Genomic DNA, 25637 nt, shown 5'->3' with positions numbered 1-25637 from the left:
TCGCTTCTCCTATTACTCGAAATCGAGGGCAAGAATACTTCTGGCAGCTTCGCACGTGAAATACTTTGCTATATACTGGCCAGATGCTTCAGAGCTAGCCCTCCATTTTGATTCATCTTGATACAGCTGAATGACTGAATGAGCAAATTTCTGGGCATCATCAGCAATTGTCATCACTTTCTCAGGCTCCTCCAATCCTTCAGAACCGATGGATGTAGTAATAACGGGAACCTGATAATATAAAGCTTCAACTAATTTCCCCTTAACGCCTGCCCCATAACGCAGAGGCACAATGACCAGTCTGGATCGATTATAATATCTCTCCAATTCTTCATCTGAAACAAAGCCAGTAACGATAACATCATCTGTAGACCTTGCCTTCAAATCCTCCGGAGGATTTGAGCCTACAATATAAAGTTTCACATCTGGGAGCTGCTTCTTGATTTCATTAAAGACCTCATTTAAAAACCACAAAATCCCATCATAGTTAGGCGTATGGTTAAATCCCCCGACGAAAAGTAAATCCTTTCTGGAATCAAACGTCTCAATGTCATGATCCTCGGCGTATAGCTGTTCATACGGAAACAATGGAATATTCCTGATTGGCTTATTAGCAAATTCCTTTTGAAGAAAAGATTGTTCATAGGAACCTACAACATGAATTACATCTGCATCATTAAACAGAGAAAATTCGATCTTCTTCCACTCTTCTGAAGATTTAATGAGATTTGGATTCTTAGTTAGTTCATAGTTTCTCATTTCTCTCAAGAAATGCAGATCATGACCGAAATAAATCATTTTAGCTGACGTATTGTTTTTGAAAATTTCCATATACTTTACTGAAATGTGCGGACGATTAAGATAAACATAATCTATATACGCGCCGTTAGTTTTGATCCATTTGTTAATATTTCTGGCATAGTAGTCACCATATAGAACTTCTATTCCAAGCTGCTTCAGCTTTGATGTATACGGCTCATGTTTAAAAAAGTTATCTCCTATAAAGATCACATGAAAATCCATTGAAGCAAATAGCTTTAAGTAAAAGTAAGTCGCCCGGCTGCCTGCATCTTTATCAAAGTGAGGAACATAATGGTCCACGACTACAATCGTTTTTTTGTTTCTGCTGCGATCCCTCGCCCAAAAGACATGTTCAGCATTTGAAAATTGATCTCTCGATAATTCTTCTTTCCACTTGTCCATGAATTTCTCTTTATTTGTAACTTGATAGCTCTTGATACCGCTGTTCGTATCGGTTCCGTGTGATATGCCTTCAAAGTGAACGATAACCGACTTAGGCTGTAATATCACTTTATAGCCCAGCCGCCTAACCTCAAATGCCAGGTCCGTATCTTCAAAATACGCAGGTACATATCTTTCGTCGAACCCTCCAAGCTCCTGCCAAATCGTATGCCTAACCAAAATAGCAGCTCCGGAAATGTAATCGACTTCCTTTAAATAATTATATTCGGGTTTCCCCGGATCATCTAACCGGCCATAGTTCCAGCCGCTTGCATCGTTCCAGATAATACCGCCGGCTTCTTGAAGTCTGCCATCGGGGTAAACAAGCTTTGACCCCACCATTCCAACTGAAGCATCGGATTCAATGACTTCTAGTAAAGAACTCAGCCAGTCTGCTTGCACATTTGTATCGTTGTTTAGGAAGAACAGATATTTCCCCCTTGCAGCTTTCGCTGCATGGTTACAATTCAACAGAAAACCTCTGTTTATCCCATCTCGCACGACAGTAATATTCTCAACATACTGAGCGATATTCACGGTTTCATCCGTTGACATATCGTCCGCAATGATTACTTCGTAAGGGATATCTAATGTATTTTGCAATATGGATACTAGGCAGGAGTAAGTATAATTCCATTGGTTGTAAACCGGAATAATAATAGATACTGCTGGGTCTGCATACTTTCTAAAAACAAGCTTTCTATATTCGTCAATCTTAAATAACTGCACGCGGGCAGAGTCAGCAGCTTCGCTGACATGTCTGTCCATATAAGAGTCAATGCGGCCTTCAACACGCTTACCTTCTTCTGTTTCAAGATAATACTTCAATTTTTTGATGTTCGACCGATTCAACTTAGACAACATTAATTTAGGATGCTTTAAAGTTTTGACAGCTAATTTTGAAATTACTCTTCGCTTACTGTTAGCCGGAATTAACCAGTCTCTAAATTTATAATAATTCATAAGAAGCTTCCAACCCGCAGAATCGTAGATGTTATTAAGCTCTCGATCTTTCTCAAGTAAAAGATTGATATGGCTCTTTTTATTATTCAATTCAATTCTGGTACTCTCTAAACAGGACTTAATCTCCTCAAGCTCTCTACTTATTTTTTGATTTTGGGCTTCATGCTTACTCTGAAGATTAAGAACAAACTCCTTGTTTTCATCCGCCGTCATCACTTCTTCTATCTTCAATACACGGGTTAACTCTTTGTATCGGGTATATATTGTTCTTAAATAATCAATTTCCCGATCTAATACTTCGATATGATTATTTCGTTCTTCTACTTCTTCCTGCAGGTTCAACACTCTCGTTGTTAGCTGCTCATACTTTCCTTTATATATTCTAAAGGAGCTGAAAGGAAAGTCGCCGGTATTGGTATCTGAACAAAATGCGATCATGTATTTTTCATGCGGCAAATCTTCAAAGGAGTTGTCTGTATTCAAGAACACTGCGCTTTCTATATTCGATTCAGAAATAATCGAAGCAACCTCATACCTTTGATTGGCTATACTTACGTTGTTAAAATGATTACTCAATAAATCTAGAAATTCATCTTTATATAATTCTTTTATATGGTATGGGTTCTTAAATTCAGGGAGATCAGAATAATATTTTTTGTTAGGTGTAGATATTATGAAAGCTCCATCCCTTACCAGAATTCTCTTAACTTCTGTCATAAATTGATCTTGTATTGCTCCATCTACATGCTCCAAAGTCTCAAAAGAGACAACTACATCAAAGGAAGCGCTGCTGAATGGCAGATCAGCAATGCTGGCCTCAATAAACTGAAGATTGTTTCTTATATATTTTTCGTTCGCATCAGCTACGGACACTGGACTAATATCTATACCCGTGACCGATTCAGCCGTTTCTGAAAGGAGATAGGATCCATAGCCCTCACCACAGGCTGCATCTAATACCCGTTTTCCCTTAACAAATTCTCTCAATATCTCATATCTATGTAGATGTTCTACTTCTAGTTCAATATCAGCCTTTCCTGGAATAAACCGTTCACCGGTAAAATCCAACTTTATCCCCACCTTTAATTAAAAAGTTAAGAACCCCACATCACTCATGTGCACGATCCCGCTTAATTCTTCATACCCAGCAGGTAAGACTTGCAAAATCAAAGCATCATGTACCCAGCTGTGCTGGCAGTGATCCTCTTGCGTACCAGAAGCTATCGCAGGAGAAATAGTATACTGCCCGTGATTCAGATTAGGGAATTTAAAATCAAAACCGAATACATAATTTCGTCCAGGAATAAGGGATTCCATCTCAAATCCTAACACATAGCTGTTTGTCTGACTAATAATGGTGCCCAATCTATCTTTGATAGAAAATCCAACGATAGGCCGGTAAATATCCTCCATAATATTTATCCTAATCAACAGTTTCAAATGCTGGTTTCCTTCTACAACACTTACCTTTTCATTCGTATACGCATCTAGCAACGATATCCCTGTAATGAGCGCTTTATTATCCCCCATCACTTCTAGTTCATCCGATAAAAGCTCTACCTCGTCACTCACAGATGTATTCGATCCATCCTGAGCATGATCACTTTGCTGATTAAAATTCATTTTTTTAAATTCAGAGCCTATCATAAATGCCTGGTACTTCTTTGAAATCGACTTAGGGTCTCCTTCATCCACAAGTTCACCTTCGTTAATCCAGAGTACCCTGTCACAATATTTGTTAATTGCCGCCATATCATGAGTTACGACTAAAATGGTCTTGGTGCGCTTTAATTCATCAATCTTCCGATAGCATTTTTGCTGAAATCTTATATCCCCTACGCTTAATGCTTCATCAATTATTAAAATATCTGGTTCGACATTTATCGCCACAGCGAATGCCAATCGGACAAACATACCGCTTGAGTAGGATTTCACAGGTTGATAAATAAATTCTCCTATATCTGCGAAATCCAAGATATCTTTTAATTTGCTATCCATATCTTCTCTGGTATAACCCATGATCGTACCGTTCAAGTAAATATTCTCTAAGCCGGTAAAGTCCGGATTAAAGCCCGCTCCTAATTCTAACAATGCTGATATTTTCCCTTTGATCTGAAGACTGCCCGATGTTGGGGTAAGAACGCCAGTCAATATTTTCAGCAAAGTAGACTTTCCTGATCCATTCTTCCCTATTATCCCCAGACATTCTCCGCTTTTTACTTTAAATGAAACTTCCTTGAGCGCTTTAAATTCTTTATGATATTTCTTTTTTGAAAAGTGCAACGCTTCCTTGAGTCTATCCATTTGTTTGTTATACAACTTATATATTTTTGTGAGATTTTCAGCTTCTATAATATTCGTATTTTCCATTTCCATGCTCCCTTAGAGTACATCAGCAAAATGCGGTTTAAGCTTTCGATATAGAAAAAAACCGATGCAGAGTAAACTGATTGTAACTGCCCAAAAATATAAAGTAAGCTTCATATCCTGCCAAAACCATTGCCGGTATATAAAGATTCTTCTATAGCCGTCAGTAATATAATACATAGGGTTCATTTTAAGGAGGAATCGAAATCTCTCAGGAATAGTATTTATTGAGTAAAAAATAGGAGTGAGCCAAAAACCAAATTGAACTAACATAGCTACAATTTGCCCAGTATCTTTAAAGAAAAGTATTACCGAACTTGTAATCCAAGAAATACCTAGGATTAGAACAATACTGGCCAGCAAGTAATAAAGAATTTGAAGATCATATAAGGTAAAGCCGTACCCATAGGCTAAGAACATCACAAACAAGAAGACTATAAAAAACAAATGAACAAACAAAGCAGAGTAAATTTTAATTACGGGTAAGATTTCTAGTCTAAATACTACTTTCTTTACCAGAAAGCTATTCTCTATAACAGAAACGGTAGAAGCTTGCACCGCCTCCGCAAAAAAGTTCCAGGGAATCATAGCGCAGGCAAGCCATAGAATAAATGGAGCATCGTCAACCGGCATATTTCGAAAGCCAACCTGAAACACAAACCAGAAGAGCAGAAGAGATATTAAAGGTTGAATAAAAGCCCACACAATACCCAAGTAATTGCCAAGATATCTCTTTTTAAAGTCGCTCTTCGATAATTCAAATATCAATCTATTAATCCTTAGTAAGTTAGTTATCATTGCCGGCCCTCTAAACTTAATATTATTATGTGCGTATTTTATGCTAAAATATTGTCGTACCTACAGGAAAAGGAGATTAGAACGTTGTCGAAACCAGTATACGGGAAAATAAACAATACGTCGAGGAACAAGGAGACTCTTTCCAGCACGGCGTGGGTGCTGATTATTGGCTTGATTGCTTTTCTGACCTGGGCGCCGTTCCAGGCAGGACTGTTTAACGGGCTGGTGTTATCTTTTGATAAACCGATATTATGGGCGGTCCTCATCGGGTGCATTTTGATGCTGATCGGGGTCGCGGCTTTCTTCAAATCTTTTAAGTTGGAGGACCAAAGGAGCAGCTTGGCGGTTCTCGTGCTGCTGCTGCCGCTGACGTACATTTTGTCACTGATTTCTGCGGCGTCGGTTTATCTGGCGGTAAATAATGTATTGATTCAATGCTTGTACGCTTTTCTATTTATTTTGAGCCTTTATCTGTTGCAAAACAAGCGGGCTAACCGGATTATGGAAACGGCGCTGATCGCCATTGCCTATATCATCGTTATGTTTGGCCTGCTCAACTGGCTGGGGCAGATCAAATTCACCTCAGCGCTGGTAGGATGGTTCTCCAATACAGTTGTAAATGGAAGATATACGCAGGCGGTATGGATTGATTCGAACGGACCGCGTCTGGCGTCGATTTTTCAGTATCCGAATACATATGCAGCGTTTCTGATGGCCTTCTTCTTCGTTGCCTTGTTCGGCATTACCCGCTCCAAAAAGGGTTACATTCAAGCGATTCACGCTTTCATGCTGGTGCCGATGGCCATTTCGGTGCTGCTGACACTGTCGCGGGGCGGACTGGTATTCCTGCCGGTTGTATTCGTCATTCTGCTGCTGTTCCTGAAGCCGGCGAAGCAGCTGCTGTGGATTATCTACTCGCTGATTGCAGGCGCTGCAACGATGCTGATTGCCAAACCCGTGACGGATTTGGGACAGGATTTCTACAACGGCGTCAATAAAGTTCAGCCTTCCAGAGGCTGGTTCTACGTGCTGGGTGCTTCTCTCGCGGTTACGCTGCTTATTTGGCTGCTTCAGCGCTTTGCAGCGCCTAAGCTGGAGAACGGGCTGCAGGGCTGGGCCAAACGCAAAACAGCCAGCTTGTGGCTGCCGATCGTCTCCGTCGTGGGCGTCGCGGTTATCGCTGTTCTGCTGATCGGGACGAGCGCACGCAATATTTTGCCGGGGAATATCGGGGAACGTCTGGAGACGATCAACTTTCAGCAGCACAGTGTGCTGGAACGGCTGACTTTCTACAAGGATGCGGTGAAGGTCGTCAAGGATTACCCGGTGGTCGGTGCAGGCGGCGGGGCCTGGGCTTCGCTTTATCAGGAGTACCAGAACAATCCGTATACAAGCCGTCAGGCGCACAGCTTTTTCATGCAGTATCTGGTTGAGGTCGGACTTCTCGGCTTTGTCGTGTTTATGGCTTTCATCATTTATATCTTCTACAAATATATCCGCGGGTTTATGGCGGGTGATGAGGAGCACCGGAACTCTTACTTCGTATACTTCATTCTTGTGCTGTCAATTCTGCTGCACAGCGCGATGGACTTTAACATCAGTTATGTGTTTATCGGGATGCTGGTTTTTGTAGGTCTTGGGGGCATGGCTGCCGCTATGCATAACAAGCCGCTTGGCAGGCTTCAAGTGAAGCCGGAAGTAATCCGGCCGATTTATTCTGTGGCTCTTGGGGTTGTCTCACTTGTGCTGGTCTTTATAACCATCCGGTATATTTCGGCGGCTGACAATGTCACTGAAGGCCAAGCCTTGATGAAGACGAGCCAAAATTATCAGGAGATCAAAGCTCCTCTGGCAAAAGCAATGGATCTGCGTGCGGATCTGCCCGATGCGGTGCTGTACACTGCCTCATTGGATCAGGCCGTATTCAAACAGACGAGCCAGCAGGAATTTTACGATGAGTCTTATGTGCTCCTGACCAAAGCTCTCAAGAAAGAGCCTTACAATCAGGATCTGCTTAACCAGCTGATGGCGGGTTACCAGCTCAACAATCAGGCGGATGAAGCCTATAAGGTGCTGGCCGATAATGCCTATAAGTTTGCATGGGACATTAACTGGTATGAGAAATTGATCGCGCAGTCTTTTGAGCTTGGGTATCAGGCCTTGGGGCAGGGTGAGACCGATAAAGAAAAATCTTACTTTAACACCGGGATCGAGGCCTACCAGCACGTCGTTAAAGGAGTAGCTCACCTGGCTACACTGCCGTCTGAGCAGCTGCAAGGGCGTCCATTCTCCATCACGGCGACCATCGCACTTAACGCAGGTAAAATGCAGCTCTTGTCGGGCAAAGCCGCCGATGCTGCAGCTACGCTGAAACAAAGCTTAACGGACGACTATTCGGACGCTACTAACGTTGAAACGGCGACCTGGTATCTGGCAGCCCTGCAGAAGAGCGGCGGCAGCGACCAGACCGTGCATGACAAGCTGCTTGCAGCACAGCCTTCGCAGGAAGCGCAGATTGATAGTTTGGTGCAGATTGCGCCGTAACCATCGTCTTAATCTCAGCCATAATTATAGCAATGACCATAGCAACCAACCTAGTAATGACCATAGTTAAACCTATAAAGAAATGAAAGAGCCGGGTATAAAGGGCAGCCTTTACGCCCGGCTTTTGTCGTTATTTGCGCGGAATGGAGAATTTGGGCCGATCGGTGAAAAAGATAGCTTACTCCCTGCCTTCAGAGGCGGGATATCGCAAATTCCACGAAAAAGAGTCTTCCGTTCCCAAAAAGGAACAGAAGACTCTTTGTGATTTATTATGCTATTTCGGGCATTCGATCAGGAATTGCCGAATTTCCCCGGAAATAATTCCTTCAGCGAAGGAATTATTTCACCAGCTGGCCGCGTGTTACGCCAAGCTGGTTGGTGGCTTTCAGCGTCTTCCATACCTGGGTGCCGCTGATTTCACCGCGCAGGGCGCGGGTGTACAGGTCGATTACCTCCTGAACCTGCTCCGGCGTCTCCTCCAGGAACTCTACCCGGAAGCTGGATACGCCGAGCTGCATGAAGTTCGTGAGGTATTCCGCGCCGGACTGCTCGATTGCGTTGTACACCGTGTTGCGGCAGCCTTCATCGACGCGGACCGGATGGCTCATGCCGATGCGGTCCTGCAGGGACGCGCGGTGCTCTTCACACGGCCGGCCGCAGTTCGTGTAATCCGTACCTTCGCTGAGGAAGGTGCAGTACACGCAGTGTTCGGTATGGAACATTGGCAGATGCTGGTGGATGACCACTTCCATCTGGCCGGTACGGCTCTTGCCCAGCAGATCGACCATCTGCTGGATGTTGAGGTCGTACGACGGAGTAACGACGTCGCAGCCCGCTTCCAGGAACAGCTCCACAGCTTTGTGGTTGGCGATGTTCAGAGAGAAATCGCCAATCAGCTTTGGCTGGTGCGCGAGCGGATTCTCCAGCCGGTGGCGGAGATAGAAGTAGAGCGCGCCGGTGTTGCGCACCAGAACGGCGTCGGGCTTGAGACGCAGGATGTTGTTGTGGTAGCCGTTCTCGCCCGGCATATGGATGCGCGGCGTAGCCAGCGCGATCTGCTTGCCCGCGGCATGAACGGCTTCCACCGCAGCCGGGAACTGCTTGATGAACTCGAAGTCCGCGTAGATGAAATCGACGCCGGTCTTCACGGCAGCAAGCACCTGGTCAAGGCTGCGGCAGAGGGCGGTGAGCTTCGCACCGCCCAAAGGCACCGGCGCAGCGGCAGTCGCCGCGTCGCCGAAGATGTCGGCCTCCCGTTTCGTGTACACGGGAGCTTTCGGGCGCTCGCCCGCGAGCAGCTCCACCGCGCGGCGGCGGATGCTGTTGAGCTCGCGCATCGGCACGATGACGTCGCCGTGCAGGTCCACTTCCAGCTTCTCCAGCTGGAAGAGGGTGCCGCCAAGGCGGCCGAACTGCTCCTCGAGCAGTTCGTAGTCCATGGGCCGCTTCTTCGCGAGGTCAAGCTCCAGCTCCGAATCGACCCGCACCGTGGTGCCCTTCTGGACATCCGTCCAGAAGGTGATCAGCGGCTGGCCCGGGTTGCCGACCGCGCGCACATGTACCGGGAATACCCGGTACGGCTTCTCGGTCTCAAACGTTTGGCGCAGCCGCTTGTCCAGCGCCGGATCGCTCGTCTTCCAGATCCGGTCGCCCACATGCACACGGCGAAGATCCACGTCATTGCGGCCTGCCACAATGTCGACAAACCAGCCTTCGCCGGCTTCGCCCTCGATCTTCACGCCTTTGCGGCGAAGATCGTAGACGCGGCCGCCCTCCTCCTTCTTCGTCGGGTCGCCCGCATCAAACACAATCCCGTCGCCGCGCTTCAGCGGCGCCTCGATTTTACAAACGACGCCGTCCCGCAGCACCTGCTCGACGCGTCCCAGATACACGCCGCGGCTCTTAGGGAACGTGCCGTCGACAAGCTTCTTGTTGTTGGTGCCTTCCAGGAAGCCGTGCGTAAAGCCGCGCGAGAAGCTTTGCTGCAGCTCGCGGATTTCTTCCTTCGTCGGCAGCTCGTTATGGCCCTCGAAATAGTTGTCGATCGCTTTGCTGTATTTGCTGACCACGTTGGCCACGTATTCCGGGCTCTTCAGACGGCCTTCAATTTTAAAAGACGTAACGCCCGCTTCAATCAGCTCCGGCATAATATCAATTGCCGCCAAATCCTTTGGCGACAGCAGATAGGCTACATCGCCCATCGGCTTCTGCTCGCCGTCGACCATCAGGTCATACGGCAGGCGGCACGCCTGCGCGCATTCGCCGCGGTTCGCGGAGCGTCCGCCCCACATTTCCGAGGTCAGGCACTGGCCGGAGTAAGACACGCACAAAGCGCCGTGCACGAACACTTCCATCGGCAGCTTGGCCTGGTCGCCAATTTGTTTGATCTGCTTCAAGTTGTTTTCCCGTCCAAGCACGACCCGCTCCATGCCCCAAGGCTTGGTGAACTCGACCGCCTCCGGCGAGGTAATCGTCATTTGGGTGGAACCGTGAATCGGGAAGTCCGGCGAGATTTCACGGATCATTTTTACCAGACCCAGATCCTGCACTATCACCGCGTCCACGCCCGCATCAATACAAGCGTCAATCAGCTCTTTCGCGTCTTTCAGCTCGTCCTCAAACACCAATATATTAAACGTCAAAAATCCCTTAACTCCATAGCTGTGCAGAAACGCCATAATCTCCGGCAGCTCTTCCATGCGGAAATTGTTCGCCCGGGCGCGGGCATTAAACTTCTCTACGCCGAAAAAGACCGCGTCAGCTCCGTTCGCCACCGCCGCACGCATGCAGTCCCAATCGCCCGCCGGCGCCAGCAGCTCCACGTCTTGCCTTGTAATTTTGCTCATATGATTGGATATCCTCCCAAACCGGCATTGGCCGGTGTAAACTTGTAAACCTTTGAACTTCCGGCCCTGCGGCGTGTACTCATAACCTGAAATGTTTTCTTGGGCTTGAATGTTATTCCATAAAATTTAATCTTTACAGACTCATCTAGTTTACCAGACATTCCTGCTGCGCTCTAGCACTTCCAACATGAATCAGGCTCTTCAGAGACTTAGACTTATGAAGAACTCGCCAATCTACCAAATATTTGCTGTGACTTAACAAGTACACGAATCTGGCTTAAAGGACGGTCGGCTAGTCTCCCTAAAGGGAGGTGATGCCCGTGGCGATTAAGGACGCTCTTACGATCATGATCAGTTTTGTCACGCTTATCATAGGCTGCTTACGCTGGTAGTAGCGATTGTAGTTGCTATTAATCAAAACACAAAGAAATAGACCGCCCTCAGGTAAAGGCAGCGGTCTATTTCACTCGCTCTTGAACCTACAGCCGACCGCTCTTTAAAGCGGCAAGTGTACGGGGGAGTCGTGTTCCAGCACGGCTCCTTATTTATTGTTATCTTAGCACACTTAAAAATATACCTCAACCAAAGGAAATAAAACCCTTCAGCCGATCCAACCATCCCTAAATTCACTATTCTTCATACTGAATTAAGCTTTAATCCGCTCCGCCCTCGAATTCTGAATCATTTCACTGATTTTGCCAATCACTTCATCCAGCGAAGCCGGATCGTTGGCATCATATTCGTCAATGTTCAGCCGCAGCACCGGACAAGCGGTGAACTCGTTAATCCAGTTCGCATATCTTTCGTGCATGTGCTCCCAGTAAGAGACGTCGGTCTGAATCTCCATCTCGCGTCCGCGCAGCTTAATACGCGTCAGAATCGAAGGCAGCTCGCCTTCCAGATAGATCAGCACATCCGGATGCGGGAAATACGGCGTCATCACCATTGCCTCGAACAGGCTGGTATAAGTTTCGTAATCGGTCTTGGACATGGTGCCTTGATCGGCATGCATTTTGGCAAAAATACCGGTATCCTCGTAGATCGAGCGATCCTGCACAAACCCGCCGCCCGCTTCAAAAATCGCCTTCTGCTCCTTAAAGCGCTCTGCCAGGAAGTAGATCTGCAGGTGGAAGCTCCACCGCTCGAAGTCGTGGTAGAATTTTTCGAGATAAGGGTTATGGTCGACTTTTTCCATCGAAGTCTTGAAGCCCAAACGATTCGCCAGCGCCTGCGTCAGCGTAGATTTGCCTACGCCCACCGTGCCCGCCACCGTAATCAGCGCGTCGGACGGGATATTATATAAATGGTTCATTTTATAAAAGCTCCTTTACTTGGGAAACGATATGTTCAAAATGCCCGGGATGCTCGACAAAATCCATCTCATCCCCGTTCACAGTTATAATCGTGGTCTCAGGCTCCGTCTTCCTCAGTTCATCAAAAGCCGTCTCGTAATCTTCAATCAGCTGCTGCAGATAAGCCGGTTCAATCACCGTTTCAAAGTCCCTTCCGCGCAGCTCGATCCTCTTCAGAATCGTCTCCAGGCTCGCCCGGATGTAGATGACAATATTGGGCTTCGGCAAATCCTCGGTCAGCAGATGATAGATTTGGCGGTATTTGTCCAGTTTGACGCCTTTCAGCGTGCGCTGGGCGAAGATGAGATTTTTATAAATATGATAATCGGAAATCACCGGCTGGTGCCGGGAGACATACTGCAGCCCCGTCTCTTCAAGCTGCTTGTACCGGTTGCATAAGAAAAACATCTCCAGCTGGAAGCTCCACTCCTCGATGTTGTGGTAGAACTTGTCCAGAAACGGGTTCTCCTCCACAATCTCTTTCAGAAGCGGAATATCAAATCGGTCCGAGAGCATCGTTGCCAGCGTCGTTTTGCCAGCGCCAATTGCTCCCTCAACCGCAATAAACGGACATAGTTTCTTCACTTCAAGGTCCTCCTGCATCACTTGCTGATCACTTGCCACTAAACAGACTAGAACATTGTATCACAAAGGCGGAGGGAAGAAAGGTGAAAGATATTGTAATATTTTCGTGGGAAAAAGAAAGCCCGGCTGACGGCGCAGGGCCTGACAGCCGGGTCATAAGAAAGACCTGAAAGATTATCATCATCCAATAATTTAATCCAAAAATTGAAACGACTTCTCCACAATGCTCATCGCCGCTTTCTGTTCAGCCGTCGCGTTGGCGTCATTCAGCGTAAACGTCAGCTGGTAGAATACGCCCTTGTGACTGAACGCAGCGACCCGTTTGGTGCTCGGAATGCCGTCTGTCTGGTCGTGAATGGTGAACATAGTCGCAGGCACACCGGCAATTGTTGATTTTTCCGTTGTTACCGTTACATTCTGGCCCGCAGAAGCTGCGGCCGAGTACGCGCTGGCCAGATCGCCCAAATACAGCTCCGGATCATCGGTCTCTCCCATAGCCAGTTTAAAGCTGCCGCCAGGGAAGCTGTACTGCACATAAGATTGGTTAAACTGATCGATTTGGGCCGCCCAATATCTCGGGATCTGAATCGTGAAGCCGTAGGCGGTCGAAGTCTTGGAGGTGGTTCTTGTAAAATCGCTCTCCTGACTCCGGTCTTCCAGGCTGCCGAAATAAACCTCAATCTCGTCAAAAGGAATATAGGCGGACTGCAGCATTTGGTCAAATACCTGATCCGCGGCTGTTGTCGAAGTGTCTGCAGTGGAATTGTCTGTAGTGGAAGCATCTGCAGTGGAAGAATCGGCTGCTGCAGCCGTACCGTGATATTCCATCAGATAGCGGTGGCCATCTTTAATAAGAAGCACCTCGTAAAATGGCTTCCAGCCATCCCCGGAATTGACCTCCGCTTTAAGCACAGCCGCCTCCTCGCCGGAAACCTCCGTTTCGCTCACACTCACAACCTTGAGTGCCGAAGGCACATACAGCTTGGCAAGGCGCTGCTTCATCTGCTCGGTCCAATCATCGAGGCTTGCTCCTGCCGGATTGGAAGAGACGTTTAAGTGGATGCTTTCTCCTTCCAGACCTGTAAAATCCGTTCCGTTCTTGTCCGCCGACCAGCCGGCAGGCAAGTCCAAAGCAATCCCATACATATCGCTGTGCAGCGTCTGCCCTTCATCGGTCAACGTGGACAGATCCTCAATCTCCGGATTGCCGGAGTCATAGGAGGTCTGGAAGGAATCGAGCAGCCCTGCGTAGCTGTCAAAGTCCTGATAAATATAAGCATCGGCCACGGTCAGATAAACCTCGTAGATCTTATGATTGGCATAATAAGCCCGATATTCAGAGAGCATGCCGGATGCATCGCTGGTAATGAGCCGTGCGTAAGATTCGCCGCCGCTATTGACCACTTCCTCATGAAGCACCGCTTCCTCACTGGCTTTGGCTTCTTCCGCCAGATTGTCAAGGAGCGATTCGCTGTCCTGCTCCGGCTGATTTACGGCTACATACACCTGCAGATAATAATTGCCCTCCGCGTCGCTGAACGATACCAGACTCTCGTCCTCGCTGCTTTGACTGACCTTGGTTCCCGGGTTGATCATGCTCCAGCCGTAATAGCTGTTGCCAACCATCGCAAGGCCTGATCCATCTCCGTAGGAGCCTTCATCCGAAGATTCTTCCAGTGATTTGGGCATCTGCACGATGATTTCACCATCCGAGCCGGATACTGACGCGCCAAGAGCCTGTGCCACCGGCCGCAGCGGAACCATCAGGACGCCGCCGACCATGGTCGGGGCAGCGTTCATCGTAACTTTCCCCTTGCTTGTCCAGAGCACCTTGCTTCCGATCGTCATCGTTGCTTTGCTTGCTCCAAGCGTCACCTTGATCGTATTGCCGTCGCTTAACCGGCTTTCAGCTCCAAATGCACTGGCAAACACACCAAGCGGCACCATCGTTGTCCCCTGCTGAGAGAAAGGAGCACGGAGGATGGTCGCCGTTGTTCCATTAATCTCTGCCTGTCTGCTGCCGATCTTCAGATGCAGCTCGTCCAGCTGGGATTGTGAACCTGCGGCCGATTCGCCAGCGGCTGCCACAGCTGCGGAGCTGCCGACTTCAGCCGAGGCCGCAAATGCGGACTGGGCAGCAGCAGACGATATTCCGGCGAGCAGAGCGGCTGCCAGCAGGAGCGCCGATTTATTTTTCATTAACATACAAGTTAGACCTCTTCCCGTTATTTGGATTTCGGATTTCTTGAACCAGATTCTGTATCGTCAAGTTTGAGTTTAGTCGCTGGCCGCAGCGCTGCTATCGTCCAAAGAGAGCACCAGACTGCGCTTCACGATGTCCCCGCCCGACTGCATCCATAAGGAAACGGTTTGTCCCGGCTTGTATTTCTTCAAGAGCTCGTTCAGATCCACGATGGAAGTAACCGCCGTTGTATTTACCCGGTAAATTTTGTCCCCGGCCTGAATGCCGGCTTTGCGTGCTGCGGCTGAATCGACGCTCACCACGGTCAGAGGATCGTCGCTTGGAAGGCCGATTTCAGCAGACCAGCCCTCTTCCAGGGTAACACCCAGCGCCGGGCGGTGAACCTCGCCGTAGGCGAACAGCTGCTGAATAACATAGCGGACCGTATCATAAGGGATCGAGAAGCCAAGATTCTCTACGCCAACCGCCTCATATTTAAGCGAATTGATGCCGATCACCTCGCCTTTCATATTCAGCAGCGGGCCTCCGCTGTTCCCCGGATTGATTGCGGCATCGGTCTGGATGAGGCGATAGGCGGCGCTTACCGCCCGGTTAACTCCGCTGATAATCCCTTCTGTTGCCGAACCGCGCAGCGTGAAGGAGACCGGCGTGCCGAGCGCGACAACCTTCTCCCCAACCTGTGTAACCGTGCCTGCCGGAGCCAGTGCTGCCGGCTTCAGCCCGGCTGCCTTTATGTGGATCAGTGCCAGGTCACTGACTGTATCTATGTAAGATTTATCGATGGTGTATGTTTTGCCGGTTGAAGTGACTACCGTAGGATCGAGAATCCCGTTAACCACATGGGCGTTTGTGACAATCCAGCCGTCAGCTCTGATAATGACTCCTGTTCCGTGAGCCAGATTCTCAGCTGATTCCATGGAAGTATCACTAGTATCACTGCCGTAATACTCGCTGGCTGCCTGATCACTGTCGCTTTCCGCCGCCTCCCCGATGATGCCTACTACGGAAGGCGATACCTTTTGAATAATCCCTGGGACGGGATCGGTTGTAAGTGCGGAGGTCTTGACGGAGCTCGCAGCCAATCCGGAAGCTGCTGCGGTTTGGGCTGAAGCACTGCTTGTGCCCGCCGCGCTCTTGCTCTTGGCCGCCGCGGACGAAGACTGCGCCATGACGTCCAGCTGCCCACCGGCCAGCATAACGGATGCCAGCAGCAGTGCTGCTGTACGGATTTTCCTATTCAAATTCATCAGTTTAATCCTTCTCCTTTAGGTCGCATAACCGAGGAAATTCAAGTCTGTCAGGCTTAAAAATCCTTCTGCCATGCAAGTTATCTATCTAGCAATCTCTATATTAGATTTCAATTTATCACAGTTCCCATTCCGAAACAATTATTGCAATTCACATATAAAAATTAGTACAAGGAGCTCATCAAAGTATAGAAACCGCTCTATTAATCTAACAAATAATCTAGCAAATCCCCGCCTTGGTACAATTACGCGGGTTCGCAGCAGAAAGAGAAGCAGCAGACTTCCCCGGTCTGCTGCTTCTAGCTGCAACTTGCTTCTTATAAGCGCAAATAGTTACTTCTGCAGCTGCAGAAGCTCTGTGCTGCGTTTCGTGTCCCGCTCCAGAATCGGCTTCAAATACCGGCCGGTATAGGATTCCTCTACCTTCACGATCTGCTCCGGCGTGCCGGTTGCAATGATCGTGCCGCCGCCGCTGCCGCCTTCCGGACCCAGGTCGATAATATAATCGGAGGTCTTGATCACATCGAGATTATGCTCGATAACGACTACCGTTTCGCCGGAGTCAACGAGCCGCTGCAGCACGTTCAGCAGGCGGTCAATATCATCCACATGCAGGCCTGTCGTTGGCTCGTCCAGGATGTAGATCGTCTTGCCCGTGCTGCGGCGGTACAGCTCCGAAGCCAGCTTCACACGCTGCGCTTCGCCGCCCGACAGCGTCGTCGCCGGCTGGCCCATCTTCACATAACCGAGGCCCACATCCAGCAGCGTCTGCAGCTTGCGGTGGATCTTCGGAATGTTCTGGAAGAAGTTGGTCGCATCCTCGACCGTCATTTCCAGCACGTCGGCAATGCTCTGGCCTTTGTATTTGACCTCCAGCGTTTCCCGGTTGTACCGTTTGCCCTTGCAGACCTCGCATGGCACGTAAACGTCCGGCAGGAAGTGCATCTCGATCTTGATGATGCCGTCCCCGCTGCAGGCTTCACAGCGTCCACCTTTAATGTTAAAGCTGAAGCGGCCCTTCTTGTAGCCGCGGACCTTCGCTTCATTCGTCTGGGAGAACAGATCCCGGATGTCGTCAAACACGCCGGTATAGGTTGCCGGGTTGGACCGCGGCGTCCGGCCGATCGGCGACTGGTCGATGTCGACCACCTTCTCCACATGCTCCAGACCGCGGATTTCCTTGTACTGTCCTGGACGGACCTTAGCTTTGTTCAAATCGCGTGCCAGCGTCTTGTACAGGATTTCATTAACGAGCGTTGACTTGCCGGAGCCGGATACGCCGGTAACGGAGGTGAATACCCCCACCGGAAATTTCACATTAATGCTCTTCAGGTTATTTTCCTTAGCGCCGCGGATCTCCAGCCAGCGGTTGTCGGTCTTCCGCCGCTCCAGCGGAACCGGAATAAATTTCTTCCCGCTCAGGTACTGCCCGGTCAGCGACTTCGGATCGTCCATAACCTGCTGAGGCGTACCTTGGGAAATAACTTGTCCGCCATGGATGCCGGCACCCGGTCCGATGTCAATAATATAATCGGAGGCCAGCATCGTATCCTCGTCATGCTCAACCACAATCAGCGTATTGCCGAGGTCGCGCATTTGACCCAGCGTCGCAATCAGCTTGTCGTTATCCCGCTGGTGGAGGCCGATGCTCGGCTCGTCCAGGATATAGAGGACGCCCATCAGCTGCGAACCAATCTGGGTCGCCAGCCGGATCCGCTGCGCTTCGCCGCCGGACAGCGTGCCCGCCGCCCGGCTCATCGTCAGATAATCCAGGCCGACGTTGACCAAGAAGCCGAGACGGGCGTTAATTTCCTTCAAAATCAGGTTGGAAATCGCGCGGTCCTTCTCATTCAAATCCAGGCTGTTGAAGAATTTCATCGCTTCGCCGATGGATAAATCCGTAACATTAGCGATATTCGATGAACCTACCGTTACAGCCAGCACCTCTCTCTTCAGGCGGTGTCCTTTGCATGTATCACAAGGCTTGGCCGCCATGAAGCCCTCGATGTATTCCCGGATGCCTTCAGAACCGGTATCACGGTATCTGCGCTCCAGATTGTTAATGATGCCTTCAAAGGTAACATAAGCATCCTTGATCTGCCCAAAATCGTTCGAATACCGGAACCGGATCTTCGTCTGTCCTGTTCCGTAGAGCAGCACCTTCATCTGCTCCTTCGACAGCTCGGAGACCGGCACATCCATCGGAATGCCGTAATGCTCGGCCACCGACTTCAGGAATTGCGGATAATAGTTGGAATAGCCGCCGGCCCAGGCTTCAAAAGCCCCTTCCTCGATGCTCTTGCTGTCGTCAGGCACAAGCAGATCCGGATCAATGACCATCTTGACGCCAAGTCCGTCGCAGTCCGGGCAAGCCCCGAACGGGCTGTTGAACGAGAACATCCGCGGAGCCAGCTCTTCCATGCTGAAGCCGCAGATCGGGCAGGCGTAGTTAGAGCTGAAGCGCAGCTCCTCCTGGCCGATGATGTCGACCAGCAGCTGGCCGCCGGACATTTTTAGAGCAGTCTCGATCGAATCCGCCAGCCGGGAGGCTACGTCCTCTTTAATGACAATCCGGTCTACGACAACTTCTATCGTGTGTTTCTTGTTCTTCTCCAGCTCGATATCCTCAGACAGGTCGCGGATCTCGCCGTCCACGCGCACCCGGACAAAGCCCTGCTTGCTGATCTCTGTGAACAGGCTTTTGTGCTCGCCCTTACGCCCCGAAACAACAGGCGCCAGAATCTGCAGCCGCGTCTTCTCCGGGTATTCCATGATGCGGTCCACCATCTGCTCAACGGTCTGGGAAGTAATCTCAACACCGTGATCCGGACAGTGGGGCTTGCCGATCCGGGCGAACAGCAGCCGCAGATAATCATAAATTTCCGTAACTGTACCGACCGTGGACCGCGGGTTGCGGCTGGTCGTCTTCTGGTCGATCGAGATCGCCGGAGACAGTCCTTCAATGGAATCGACATCCGGCTTCTCCATCTGGCCGAGGAACTGGCGGGCGTAAGCGGACAAAGATTCCACATACCGCCGCTGCCCCTCGGCATAGATCGTATCGAAAGCGAGCGAGGATTTGCCGGAGCCGCTCAGGCCTGTGATGACAACCAGCTTGTCGCGCGGAATGGTGATGTCGATATTTTTCAAATTGTGGGCTCTTGCGCCCTTCACAACAATATTGTCAAATGCCATGTTTCCCTTGTATCCTCCTTATTCCGCCTTGAGTTCCAGCATCGCGTCACGCAGCTGGGCAGCCCGTTCGAACTGCAGGTTCTTCGCGGCTTCCTTCATTTCCGCTTCAAGGCGTTTGATCACCGCTTCACGGTCGCGCTTGCTCAGCTTCTTGCCTGCGCCGTCCGGCAGATAATCCTCTTTGCTCTCCGCTGCCTTCGTTGCCTCGATAACATCCCGGATTCTCTTGCGGATCGTCTGCGGCGTAATGCCGTGCTTCTCGTTGTAGGCCATCTGAATGCTGCGGCGCCGTTCGGTCTCCTTGATCGCTTTATCCATGGAGTCCGTGACTTTGTCCCCATACATAATAACCCGTCCTTCCGCATTCCGCGCCGCCCGGCCGATCGTCTGGATCATCGAGCGCTCGGAACGGAGGAAGCCCTCCTTATCCGCGTCCAGAATTGCTACGAGTGAAACCTCAGGCAAATCCAGCCCTTCCCGCAGCAGGTTGATGCCGATGAGCACATGATAAACGCCAAGCCTCAAATCCCGCAGCAGGGCCATCCGCTCCAGCGTCTTGATATCGGAATGCAGATAGCGCACCTTGATGCCGATTTCCTTCAAATAATCCGTCAAATCCTCGGACATCTTCTTTGTGAGCGTCGTGACGAGCACCCGTTCATCCTTCTCGATCCGATCGCGGATTTCGACAATCAAGTCGTCAATCTGGCCTTTGGTCGGACGCACCTCAATAACAGGGTCCAGCAGTCCGGTCGGACGGATGATCTGCTCCGCCACCTCCGGTGTATGCTCCAGCTCATACGGCCCCGGCGTCGCCGAGACGTATATGATCTGCTTCACTTTCTCTTCAAATTCCTCAAACTTGAGCGGACGGTTGTCGAGGGCCGAAGGCAGGCGGAAGCCGTGCTCGACGAGGACGGATTTGCGGGCCTGGTCACCGTTGTACATCGCCCGGATCTGCGGCAGCGTCACGTGGGATTCGTCAATCACAACCAGCATATCGTCCGGAAAATAATCCATCAGCGTATATGGCGTAGCCCCGCGCTCACGGAAAGTCAGCGGTCCCGAGTAGTTCTCGATCCCGGAGCAGAAGCCGACTTCCTTCATCATTTCAATGTCATACCGGGTCCGCTGCTCCAGACGCTGGGCCTCCAGCAGCTTGCCCTGTCCGCGGAGCTCTTCCAGCCGCTCTTCCAGCTCGCGCTCGATATTTTTCAGCGCCACTTTCATGGTCTCTTCCTGTGTAACGAAGTGGGAAGCCGGGAAAATAGCCACATGCTCGCGTTCCCCGACAATCTCGCCGGTCAGCACATCAATTTCGGTAATCCGCTCAATTTCGTCACCGAAGAACTCCACCCGCACGGCATGTTCGCTCTTTGACGCCGGGAAGATTTCAATAACATCCCCCCGCACCCGGAACGTGCCCCGCACAAAGTTAATGTCATTCCGCTGGTACTGGATATCGACAAGCCGGGCCAAAATCTGGTTTCTCGGCTTCTCCATGCCTACGCGGAGCGAAAGCAGCAAATTTCCGTATTCCATCGGTGAACCGAGACCGTAGATACACGACACACTCGCTACGATGATGACATCGCGGCGCTCAAACAGCGAGCTGGTCGCCGAGTGGCGCAGCTTGTCGATTTCTTCATTTATACTGGAGTCCTTCTCGATATACGTATCGGAGGACGGAATATAGGCTTCAGGCTGATAATAATCGTAATAACTCACGAAATAATCAACCGAATTGCTTGGGAAAAATTCCTTAAACTCGCTGGCCAGCTGGGCCGCGAGCGTCTTGTTGTGGGCGATGACCAGCGTCGGACGGCCCAGCTTGGCGATCGTGTGGGCAATCGTGAACGTCTTGCCTGTACCTGTTGCGCCGAGCAGCGTCTGATGCTTCTTGCCCTGCCTTACACCTTCCACCAGTTCCTCAATCGCCTTTGGCTGGTCGCCTTGGGGCTGAAAATCAGAGACCAGCTCGAACTTTTGGTTACTGACGACAATATCCTGCATTGTCCAACATCACCCTTATCGTCTAAAATGGAAGCTATGATTCTTCTAGTGCTTAACAAGCTGTCTGGTGCGCAGCGTGCGTGTATGCAACAAAAACGGGTAACCTTCGCCGATAAAGTGTAAGAAGGCAACTCCGTTTCTGCATTCATCATTATATACCCGTATCCGTACATGTCATTCTATAAGAATGCGTGTTCCCATGTATTATACCCGTTTCAAGAAAAGGATGCAAACGGAAAGTCAGGGCTGCTGTGCGAACAGCCGCCGCCAAGAATAAGGAGTGAAGACGTACAAATGGATTTCATAACCATTATCGGCATACTGTTTGGACTTGCTGCTATAATTGGAGGTTTTCTCTGGGAAGGCGGCCACATGGGCGGCCTGCTGCAGGGCACGGCTGCGCTGATTGTGTTTGGGGGCACGGCTGCTGCGGTCATGGTCAGCTTCTCCCCGGCCAAGCTGCGGAATATTCCAAGAGCGCTCAAATTTGCATTCTTCTCCCGGCGCAGTGACACGGAAGTCTTAATTGAGGATATTGCAGCCATGGCTGCAACGGTCCGGCGCAGCGGTCTGCTTGCGCTCGAACGCCAGGGGGAGAGCCACGAAGACCCCTTTCTGCGCGAGGGCATCCAGCTGGTTGTGGACGGAACCGACCAAACGGCGGTGAAGGAAATGATGGAGCTGGAGATCGATGCGCACGAAAGCCGCTGGGACGGCTTCGCCAAGCTGTTTGAAGCGGCCGGCGGCTATGCGCCGACCATGGGCATTATCGGGACCGTAATGGGCCTGATTCACGTCTTAGGCAGTCTTCAGGAGCCGACGGATCTCGGACCGTCGATCGCATTGGCTTTTACCGCAACGCTGTATGGGGTTGCCAGTGCGAACCTGATTTTTCTGCCGATTGCCTCCAAGATCAAATCCCGCAGTGAGGAAGAGATCCAGCGGATGGACATGATTACGCTCGGCGTGCTGTCCCTCCAGAACGGCGACCATCCGGTGCTTGTCCGGAAGAAGCTGGAATCGTTCGCGGCCGGACCGCGCGAGTACGAAGCACGGCGGCAGTCTTCCGAGGAGACGCCATGAGACAGCGCAAGAACCGGCGGCGGACCGGCGGCGGGGACGGCAAGGACCGGTGGATGATCACCTATGCGGACTTGATCACGCTGCTGCTGATCTTCTTCGTCGTGATGTATGCCATGAGCCGGATTGATACCGATAAATATAAAACGGTCACCCAGTCCCTGCAGCTGACCTTCAATAACCCAAGCGGCGGCAAATCCGTGCTGGAGGGCAACCCGGGCTTGACCGGCACGGATATTCCGAATGCGGCCGACCAGCCTGCGGCTAGCGGGCCTTCCGCCAGTGAGCCTCCTTCCAGCACTCCTTCGCCGAGCACGGACGAAGGCCAGACTGATGCCAGCCAGGCGCCGCTGACCGACCGGGAGCTGGCCTTCCGCAAACAGGAAGAGCAGCTGGCTAATCTGATTAAAGTGATCCAGCAGTACGTGGACACCAATCATCTGCAGCAGCAGATCTTTGTGGCGGACAAGCCCCAGGGCATCGCTATTACGCTCAGCGACCAGTTTCTCTTCGACGCCGGCAAAGCCGAGTTGAAGCCGGGCTCGCAGGAGACGCTGAAGCAGCTCGGGACGCTGTTCAGCAAGCTGGATACCATAATCAGTATCGAAGGTCATACCGACAACCAGCCGATCGTCCACTCCTCCGATTACAAAGATAACTGGGAGCTTTCAGGTGCAAGGGCGCTGTCGGTGCTGCGGTATTTTATCGATACGATGCATTTGAACGCGGATATTTTTCAATACGCAGGCTACGGGGATACGCATCCGGCAGCGGACAATTCAACCGAAGCCGGCCGGCAGAAGAACCGGCGGGTCGAAATTATCGTCCTGCGCCAGCTGCAGCAGTAGCGTCAGAAGAGCGGTGAGTATCAAAGGCAGCAGCGGAGGGCGAAAGCTGCGGTCAGCGGCGGTAAGCAGCAAGGCATTTGAAGATGGACAGCCGGATATTCCGGCCAGAAATACTGAAGAAGGACAGGCCCTTGGCGGGTCCGTCCTTCTTTTTTTGATGCTAAATGGTTTAGGCTTCAGCAGAACTTCTCAAAGGTCACAAATTCATTGACCGGCTTGCGGTAGCCTCGCGGACGCTGCTTTGTCGTGTCCTCTTTGCCCAGTGTAATCATGAGCACCGGCAGCAAATGATCCGGAATGTTGAGCAGCTCCTTCACCTTGACCGGATCGAACCCGTTCATCGGGCAGGTATCCCAGCCTTTGTCTTTGGCGATCAGCATAAACAGCATCGCGGACAAAGACGCATTGCGGACAGCCTCTTCATGGGCAAATCCGCTGCCGCGGGAGCCATAGAGGTCCTCCACCATTTGGAGCTGCAGATCATAGTCCAGCTGGCTGAGCATTCCGAGATTTAACATGCCGCCGTAGATCTCCTCGCCTTTCTTATGGGCCTCCAGATCGCCAAGCACGATAATGGCCGCAGACGACATCGCCACCTTGTGCTGCCCGTTCGCCGCCTCTTTCAGCTGAAGCTTCATCTCCGGATCGGTTACAGCGATGTAGCGGGTGTGCTGCAAATTATAACAGGATGGGGCAAAGCTCGTCAGCCGGAACAGTTCAGACAGCTCCTGGCGGCTGATTTCGACATCAGTTTGAAATTTCATGGCGGAACGGCGGGATTTCACCAGCTCTTCGAATGTGCTCATGATGTGGACTCCTTTTATTTAAAAATTTTTATATTTAATTAACAATTTTAAGTCACTAACTAAATTATAGTTTAAAATACTTGAAAAAGTAAACCGGTTTCTTCATAGTAAATGTAACAAAAGCATGAAGGCAGGATTTGGAGTTCTGCGAATTTTACTTTTATAAGGAGACGGAGTGAGGGCAAGGATGACAGACATTCGGGTGTTAAACGCTAACGAGCTTCAAGAGGCCGCGCGGCTGGCGGATCTGGTATTCCGCGACCAGGAGCAGAAGTCGATGGGCGAGGCTTTTCCCTATATCTTTGCTGCCGAGGCTCCGGAATCCATCGGAGTATTTGAAGAGGGGCGTCTGGCCGCCTTTATGGGGGTAGTGCCTGGAGTTATAACGATTGGTCCTGCCAGGCTGCACATTTATTCTATCGGTTCGGTCTGCACGCATCCTGATGCCCGCGGACAAGGCTATGCAAGCCTGCTGCTGAACCAGGCCATTGCCCATATTAACAAGGCCGGCGCGGCGCTGATGCTGGTATCCGGCGACCGTTCCTTGTATCTGCGGGCAGGCTGCCTGACATTTGGCGAAGCGAAAAAATATACTGTGCAGCAGCCGTCAGACGCCCTGCACATTCTCAGCAGCGGTACCAGCCCGGGCACTTCCTGCCTGATCAGGCCGGCTGAACCCAGGGACTACGCGAGGATGGCCTCGCTTTACGGGCAGGAGGAAGCCCGTTATGACTTGAGCCTTTATGATCTGGCCAGGCTGGTTCATGCGGAACCGCTCGCCAGCTGCTATAAGCTTTCCCACCAGACGTGGATAGCGCAGCGCGATAATGGCGATGATGGCGAGGATGGCAATGATGGCGAAGCTGCGGCCTTTGCTGTCATAGGCGTGCCAGAAACCGGCCAGGCTTCTTCAAGGCCTAAAGTGATTGAAGCCGCAGGCGAGCCTGCAGCGATCAAGAGCATCTGTCTTGAAGTGATGTCGCAGAATGGGCTCCAGGAGCTGGAGCTGCCGGTAAGCCTGCATCGTACGGAGCTCATCCGGGAGCTGGACCGCAGCGGGTTCCCTTCTGAAGCTGCAGCCAATGAAGGCACGGTCAAAATCATGGACCCGGCCCGGCTGTGGCGGCAGCTCCTGCCTTATCTGACCGGCCGGAATCCGCAGGCCGGCCGGATGTCTGCCGCGTATGCGGCAGATGGGTCCGCCGTCCAGCTGCAGCTGGACGGTAAGCCGGCCGCCGAGCTGTCAGCCGGGCAGTTTGCCCGGCTGGTCTTCGGCCAGGCGCCGGACCTGCGGCTCCCTGAGGAGGCCGCCGCACTGCTGACGGAATGCTTCCCCATTCCGTTTCCCTACACCGGCGGGCTTTATTACATCTAAGCCGCCGGGCAGCACAAAGGCTCAACTCCGCAGCATGGAGTTGAGCCTTTGTGTTTAACCGCAGCGGGCGGCGGCCGCGCCCCGCCCCGCTGCGCCTGTACAGCCGGCCCCCTACGGGTTGGCCGGCTCTTCGCGGCCCGCGCCGCGCCCGGATGGGCGGCGCGGACCGCGGG

15 protein-coding genes are annotated in these 25637 nt (G+C 51.0%); 4 read left to right on the top strand and 11 right to left on the bottom strand.

The genetic code is table 11. The features are described 5' to 3' along the window. Positions 1-12: 12 nt before the first annotated feature. Genes FCN15_RS17120 through FCN15_RS17110 form a run of 3 tightly spaced genes read right to left on the bottom strand, consistent with a single transcriptional unit; the run spans position 13 to position 5370 of the window. On the bottom strand, positions 13-3273 hold the full coding sequence (locus tag FCN15_RS17120; RefSeq protein WP_138496197.1) for a glycosyltransferase: 3261 nt from the start codon (positions 3271-3273) through the stop codon (positions 13-15). A gap of 18 nt (positions 3274-3291) precedes the next feature. Beyond that, entirely contained in the window at positions 3292-4575 is a 1284-nt protein-coding gene (locus FCN15_RS17115) for an ABC transporter ATP-binding protein (RefSeq protein WP_238996731.1), read from the bottom strand. Positions 4576-4587: 12 nt separating this feature from the next. After that, entirely contained in the window at positions 4588-5370 is a 783-nt protein-coding gene (locus tag FCN15_RS17110; protein ID WP_138496195.1) for an ABC transporter permease, read from the bottom strand. Between the two features lie 84 nt (positions 5371-5454). Here FCN15_RS17110 and FCN15_RS17105 point away from each other — a divergent pair, with 84 nt between their 5' ends. After that, entirely contained in the window at positions 5455-7914 is a 2460-nt protein-coding gene (locus tag FCN15_RS17105; protein WP_138496194.1) for an O-antigen ligase family protein, read from the top strand. Positions 7915-8252: 338 nt separating this feature from the next. Here FCN15_RS17105 and FCN15_RS17100 read toward each other — a convergent pair whose 3' ends face one another. The 7 genes from FCN15_RS17100 to uvrB form a co-directional block, all read right to left on the bottom strand. After that, positions 8253-10760 carry a U32 family peptidase gene (locus FCN15_RS17100; protein WP_138496193.1) on the bottom strand — a complete coding sequence of 836 codons (2508 nt, stop codon included), beginning with the start codon at positions 10758-10760 and terminating at the stop codon, positions 8253-8255. Between the two features lie 646 nt (positions 10761-11406). Next, complete coding sequence (locus FCN15_RS17095; RefSeq protein ID WP_138496192.1) at positions 11407-12072, bottom strand: deoxynucleoside kinase; 666 nt, start codon at positions 12070-12072, stop codon at positions 11407-11409. Position 12073: 1 nt separating this feature from the next. Further along, entirely contained in the window at positions 12074-12715 is a 642-nt protein-coding gene (locus FCN15_RS17090) for a deoxynucleoside kinase (RefSeq protein ID WP_138496220.1), read from the bottom strand. Positions 12716-12889: 174 nt separating this feature from the next. Continuing rightward, a complete protein-coding gene (locus FCN15_RS17085) occupies positions 12890-14902 on the bottom strand; it encodes a stalk domain-containing protein (protein ID WP_138496191.1) in 2013 nt (670 codons plus the stop codon). Between the two features lie 72 nt (positions 14903-14974). Beyond that, entirely contained in the window at positions 14975-16096 is a 1122-nt protein-coding gene (locus FCN15_RS17080) for a S1C family serine protease (protein WP_420819591.1), read from the bottom strand. Positions 16097-16480: 384 nt separating this feature from the next. Further along, on the bottom strand, positions 16481-19342 hold the full coding sequence (gene uvrA, locus FCN15_RS17075; protein WP_138496189.1) for an excinuclease ABC subunit UvrA: 2862 nt from the start codon (positions 19340-19342) through the stop codon (positions 16481-16483). 18 nt (positions 19343-19360) lie between these two features. Then, the gene (gene uvrB / locus FCN15_RS17070; RefSeq protein ID WP_138496188.1) at positions 19361-21355 is read right to left on the bottom strand and encodes an excinuclease ABC subunit UvrB; all 1995 of its coding nucleotides are present in this window, start codon (positions 21353-21355) and stop codon (positions 19361-19363) included. 294 nt (positions 21356-21649) lie between these two features. Here uvrB and FCN15_RS17065 point away from each other — a divergent pair, with 294 nt between their 5' ends. Together FCN15_RS17065 and FCN15_RS17060 are read left to right on the top strand one after the other, a co-directional pair. After that, entirely contained in the window at positions 21650-22438 is a 789-nt protein-coding gene (locus FCN15_RS17065) for a flagellar motor protein (RefSeq protein ID WP_138496187.1), read from the top strand. Further along, a complete protein-coding gene (locus FCN15_RS17060; protein WP_138496186.1) occupies positions 22435-23283 on the top strand; it encodes a flagellar motor protein MotB in 849 nt (282 codons plus the stop codon). The genes FCN15_RS17065 and FCN15_RS17060 overlap by 4 nt, the downstream gene beginning before the upstream one ends. A 176-nt stretch (positions 23284-23459) precedes the next feature. Here FCN15_RS17060 and FCN15_RS17055 read toward each other — a convergent pair whose 3' ends face one another. Beyond that, complete coding sequence (locus FCN15_RS17055; RefSeq protein WP_138496185.1) at positions 23460-24089, bottom strand: nitroreductase family protein; 630 nt, start codon at positions 24087-24089, stop codon at positions 23460-23462. 187 nt (positions 24090-24276) lie between these two features. Here FCN15_RS17055 and FCN15_RS17050 point away from each other — a divergent pair, with 187 nt between their 5' ends. Further along, entirely contained in the window at positions 24277-25464 is a 1188-nt protein-coding gene (locus tag FCN15_RS17050; protein ID WP_138496184.1) for a GNAT family N-acetyltransferase, read from the top strand. Positions 25465-25637: the final 173 nt, after the last annotated feature.

Source organism: Paenibacillus pinistramenti (assembly GCF_005869875.1).
GTDB lineage: Bacteria > Bacillota > Bacilli > Paenibacillales > Paenibacillaceae > Fontibacillus > Fontibacillus pinistramenti.
Note: the sequence above shows the minus strand (reverse complement) of the source record. Positions and strands in the feature narration are given on the sequence as shown.

Excerpts from the sequence above, each read along its gene's own strand:
- FCN15_RS17095 (WP_138496192.1), bottom strand. The coding sequence starts at position 12,072 with ATGAACCATTTATATAATATCCCGTCCGACGCGCTGATTACGGTGGCG.
- FCN15_RS17055 (WP_138496185.1), bottom strand. The coding sequence starts at position 24,089 with ATGAGCACATTCGAAGAGCTGGTGAAATCCCGCCGTTCCGCCATGAAA.
- uvrB (WP_138496188.1), bottom strand. The coding sequence starts at position 21,355 with ATGCAGGATATTGTCGTCAGTAACCAAAAGTTCGAGCTGGTCTCTGAT.
- FCN15_RS17100 (WP_138496193.1), bottom strand. The coding sequence starts at position 10,760 with ATGAGCAAAATTACAAGGCAAGACGTGGAGCTGCTGGCGCCGGCGGGC.
- uvrA (WP_138496189.1), bottom strand. The coding sequence starts at position 19,342 with ATGGCATTTGACAATATTGTTGTGAAGGGCGCAAGAGCCCACAATTTG.
- FCN15_RS17110 (WP_138496195.1), bottom strand. The coding sequence starts at position 5,370 with ATGATAACTAACTTACTAAGGATTAATAGATTGATATTTGAATTATCG.
- FCN15_RS17085 (WP_138496191.1), bottom strand. The coding sequence starts at position 14,902 with ATGTTAATGAAAAATAAATCGGCGCTCCTGCTGGCAGCCGCTCTGCTC.
- FCN15_RS17050 (WP_138496184.1), top strand. The coding sequence starts at position 24,277 with ATGACAGACATTCGGGTGTTAAACGCTAACGAGCTTCAAGAGGCCGCG.
- FCN15_RS17080 (WP_420819591.1), bottom strand. The coding sequence starts at position 16,096 with ATGCTGGCCGGTGGGCAGCTGGACGTCATGGCGCAGTCTTCGTCCGCG.
- FCN15_RS17060 (WP_138496186.1), top strand. The coding sequence starts at position 22,435 with ATGAGACAGCGCAAGAACCGGCGGCGGACCGGCGGCGGGGACGGCAAG.
- FCN15_RS17115 (WP_238996731.1), bottom strand. The coding sequence starts at position 4,575 with ATGGAAAATACGAATATTATAGAAGCTGAAAATCTCACAAAAATATAT.
- FCN15_RS17090 (WP_138496220.1), bottom strand. The coding sequence starts at position 12,715 with ATGCAGGAGGACCTTGAAGTGAAGAAACTATGTCCGTTTATTGCGGTT.
- FCN15_RS17065 (WP_138496187.1), top strand. The coding sequence starts at position 21,650 with ATGGATTTCATAACCATTATCGGCATACTGTTTGGACTTGCTGCTATA.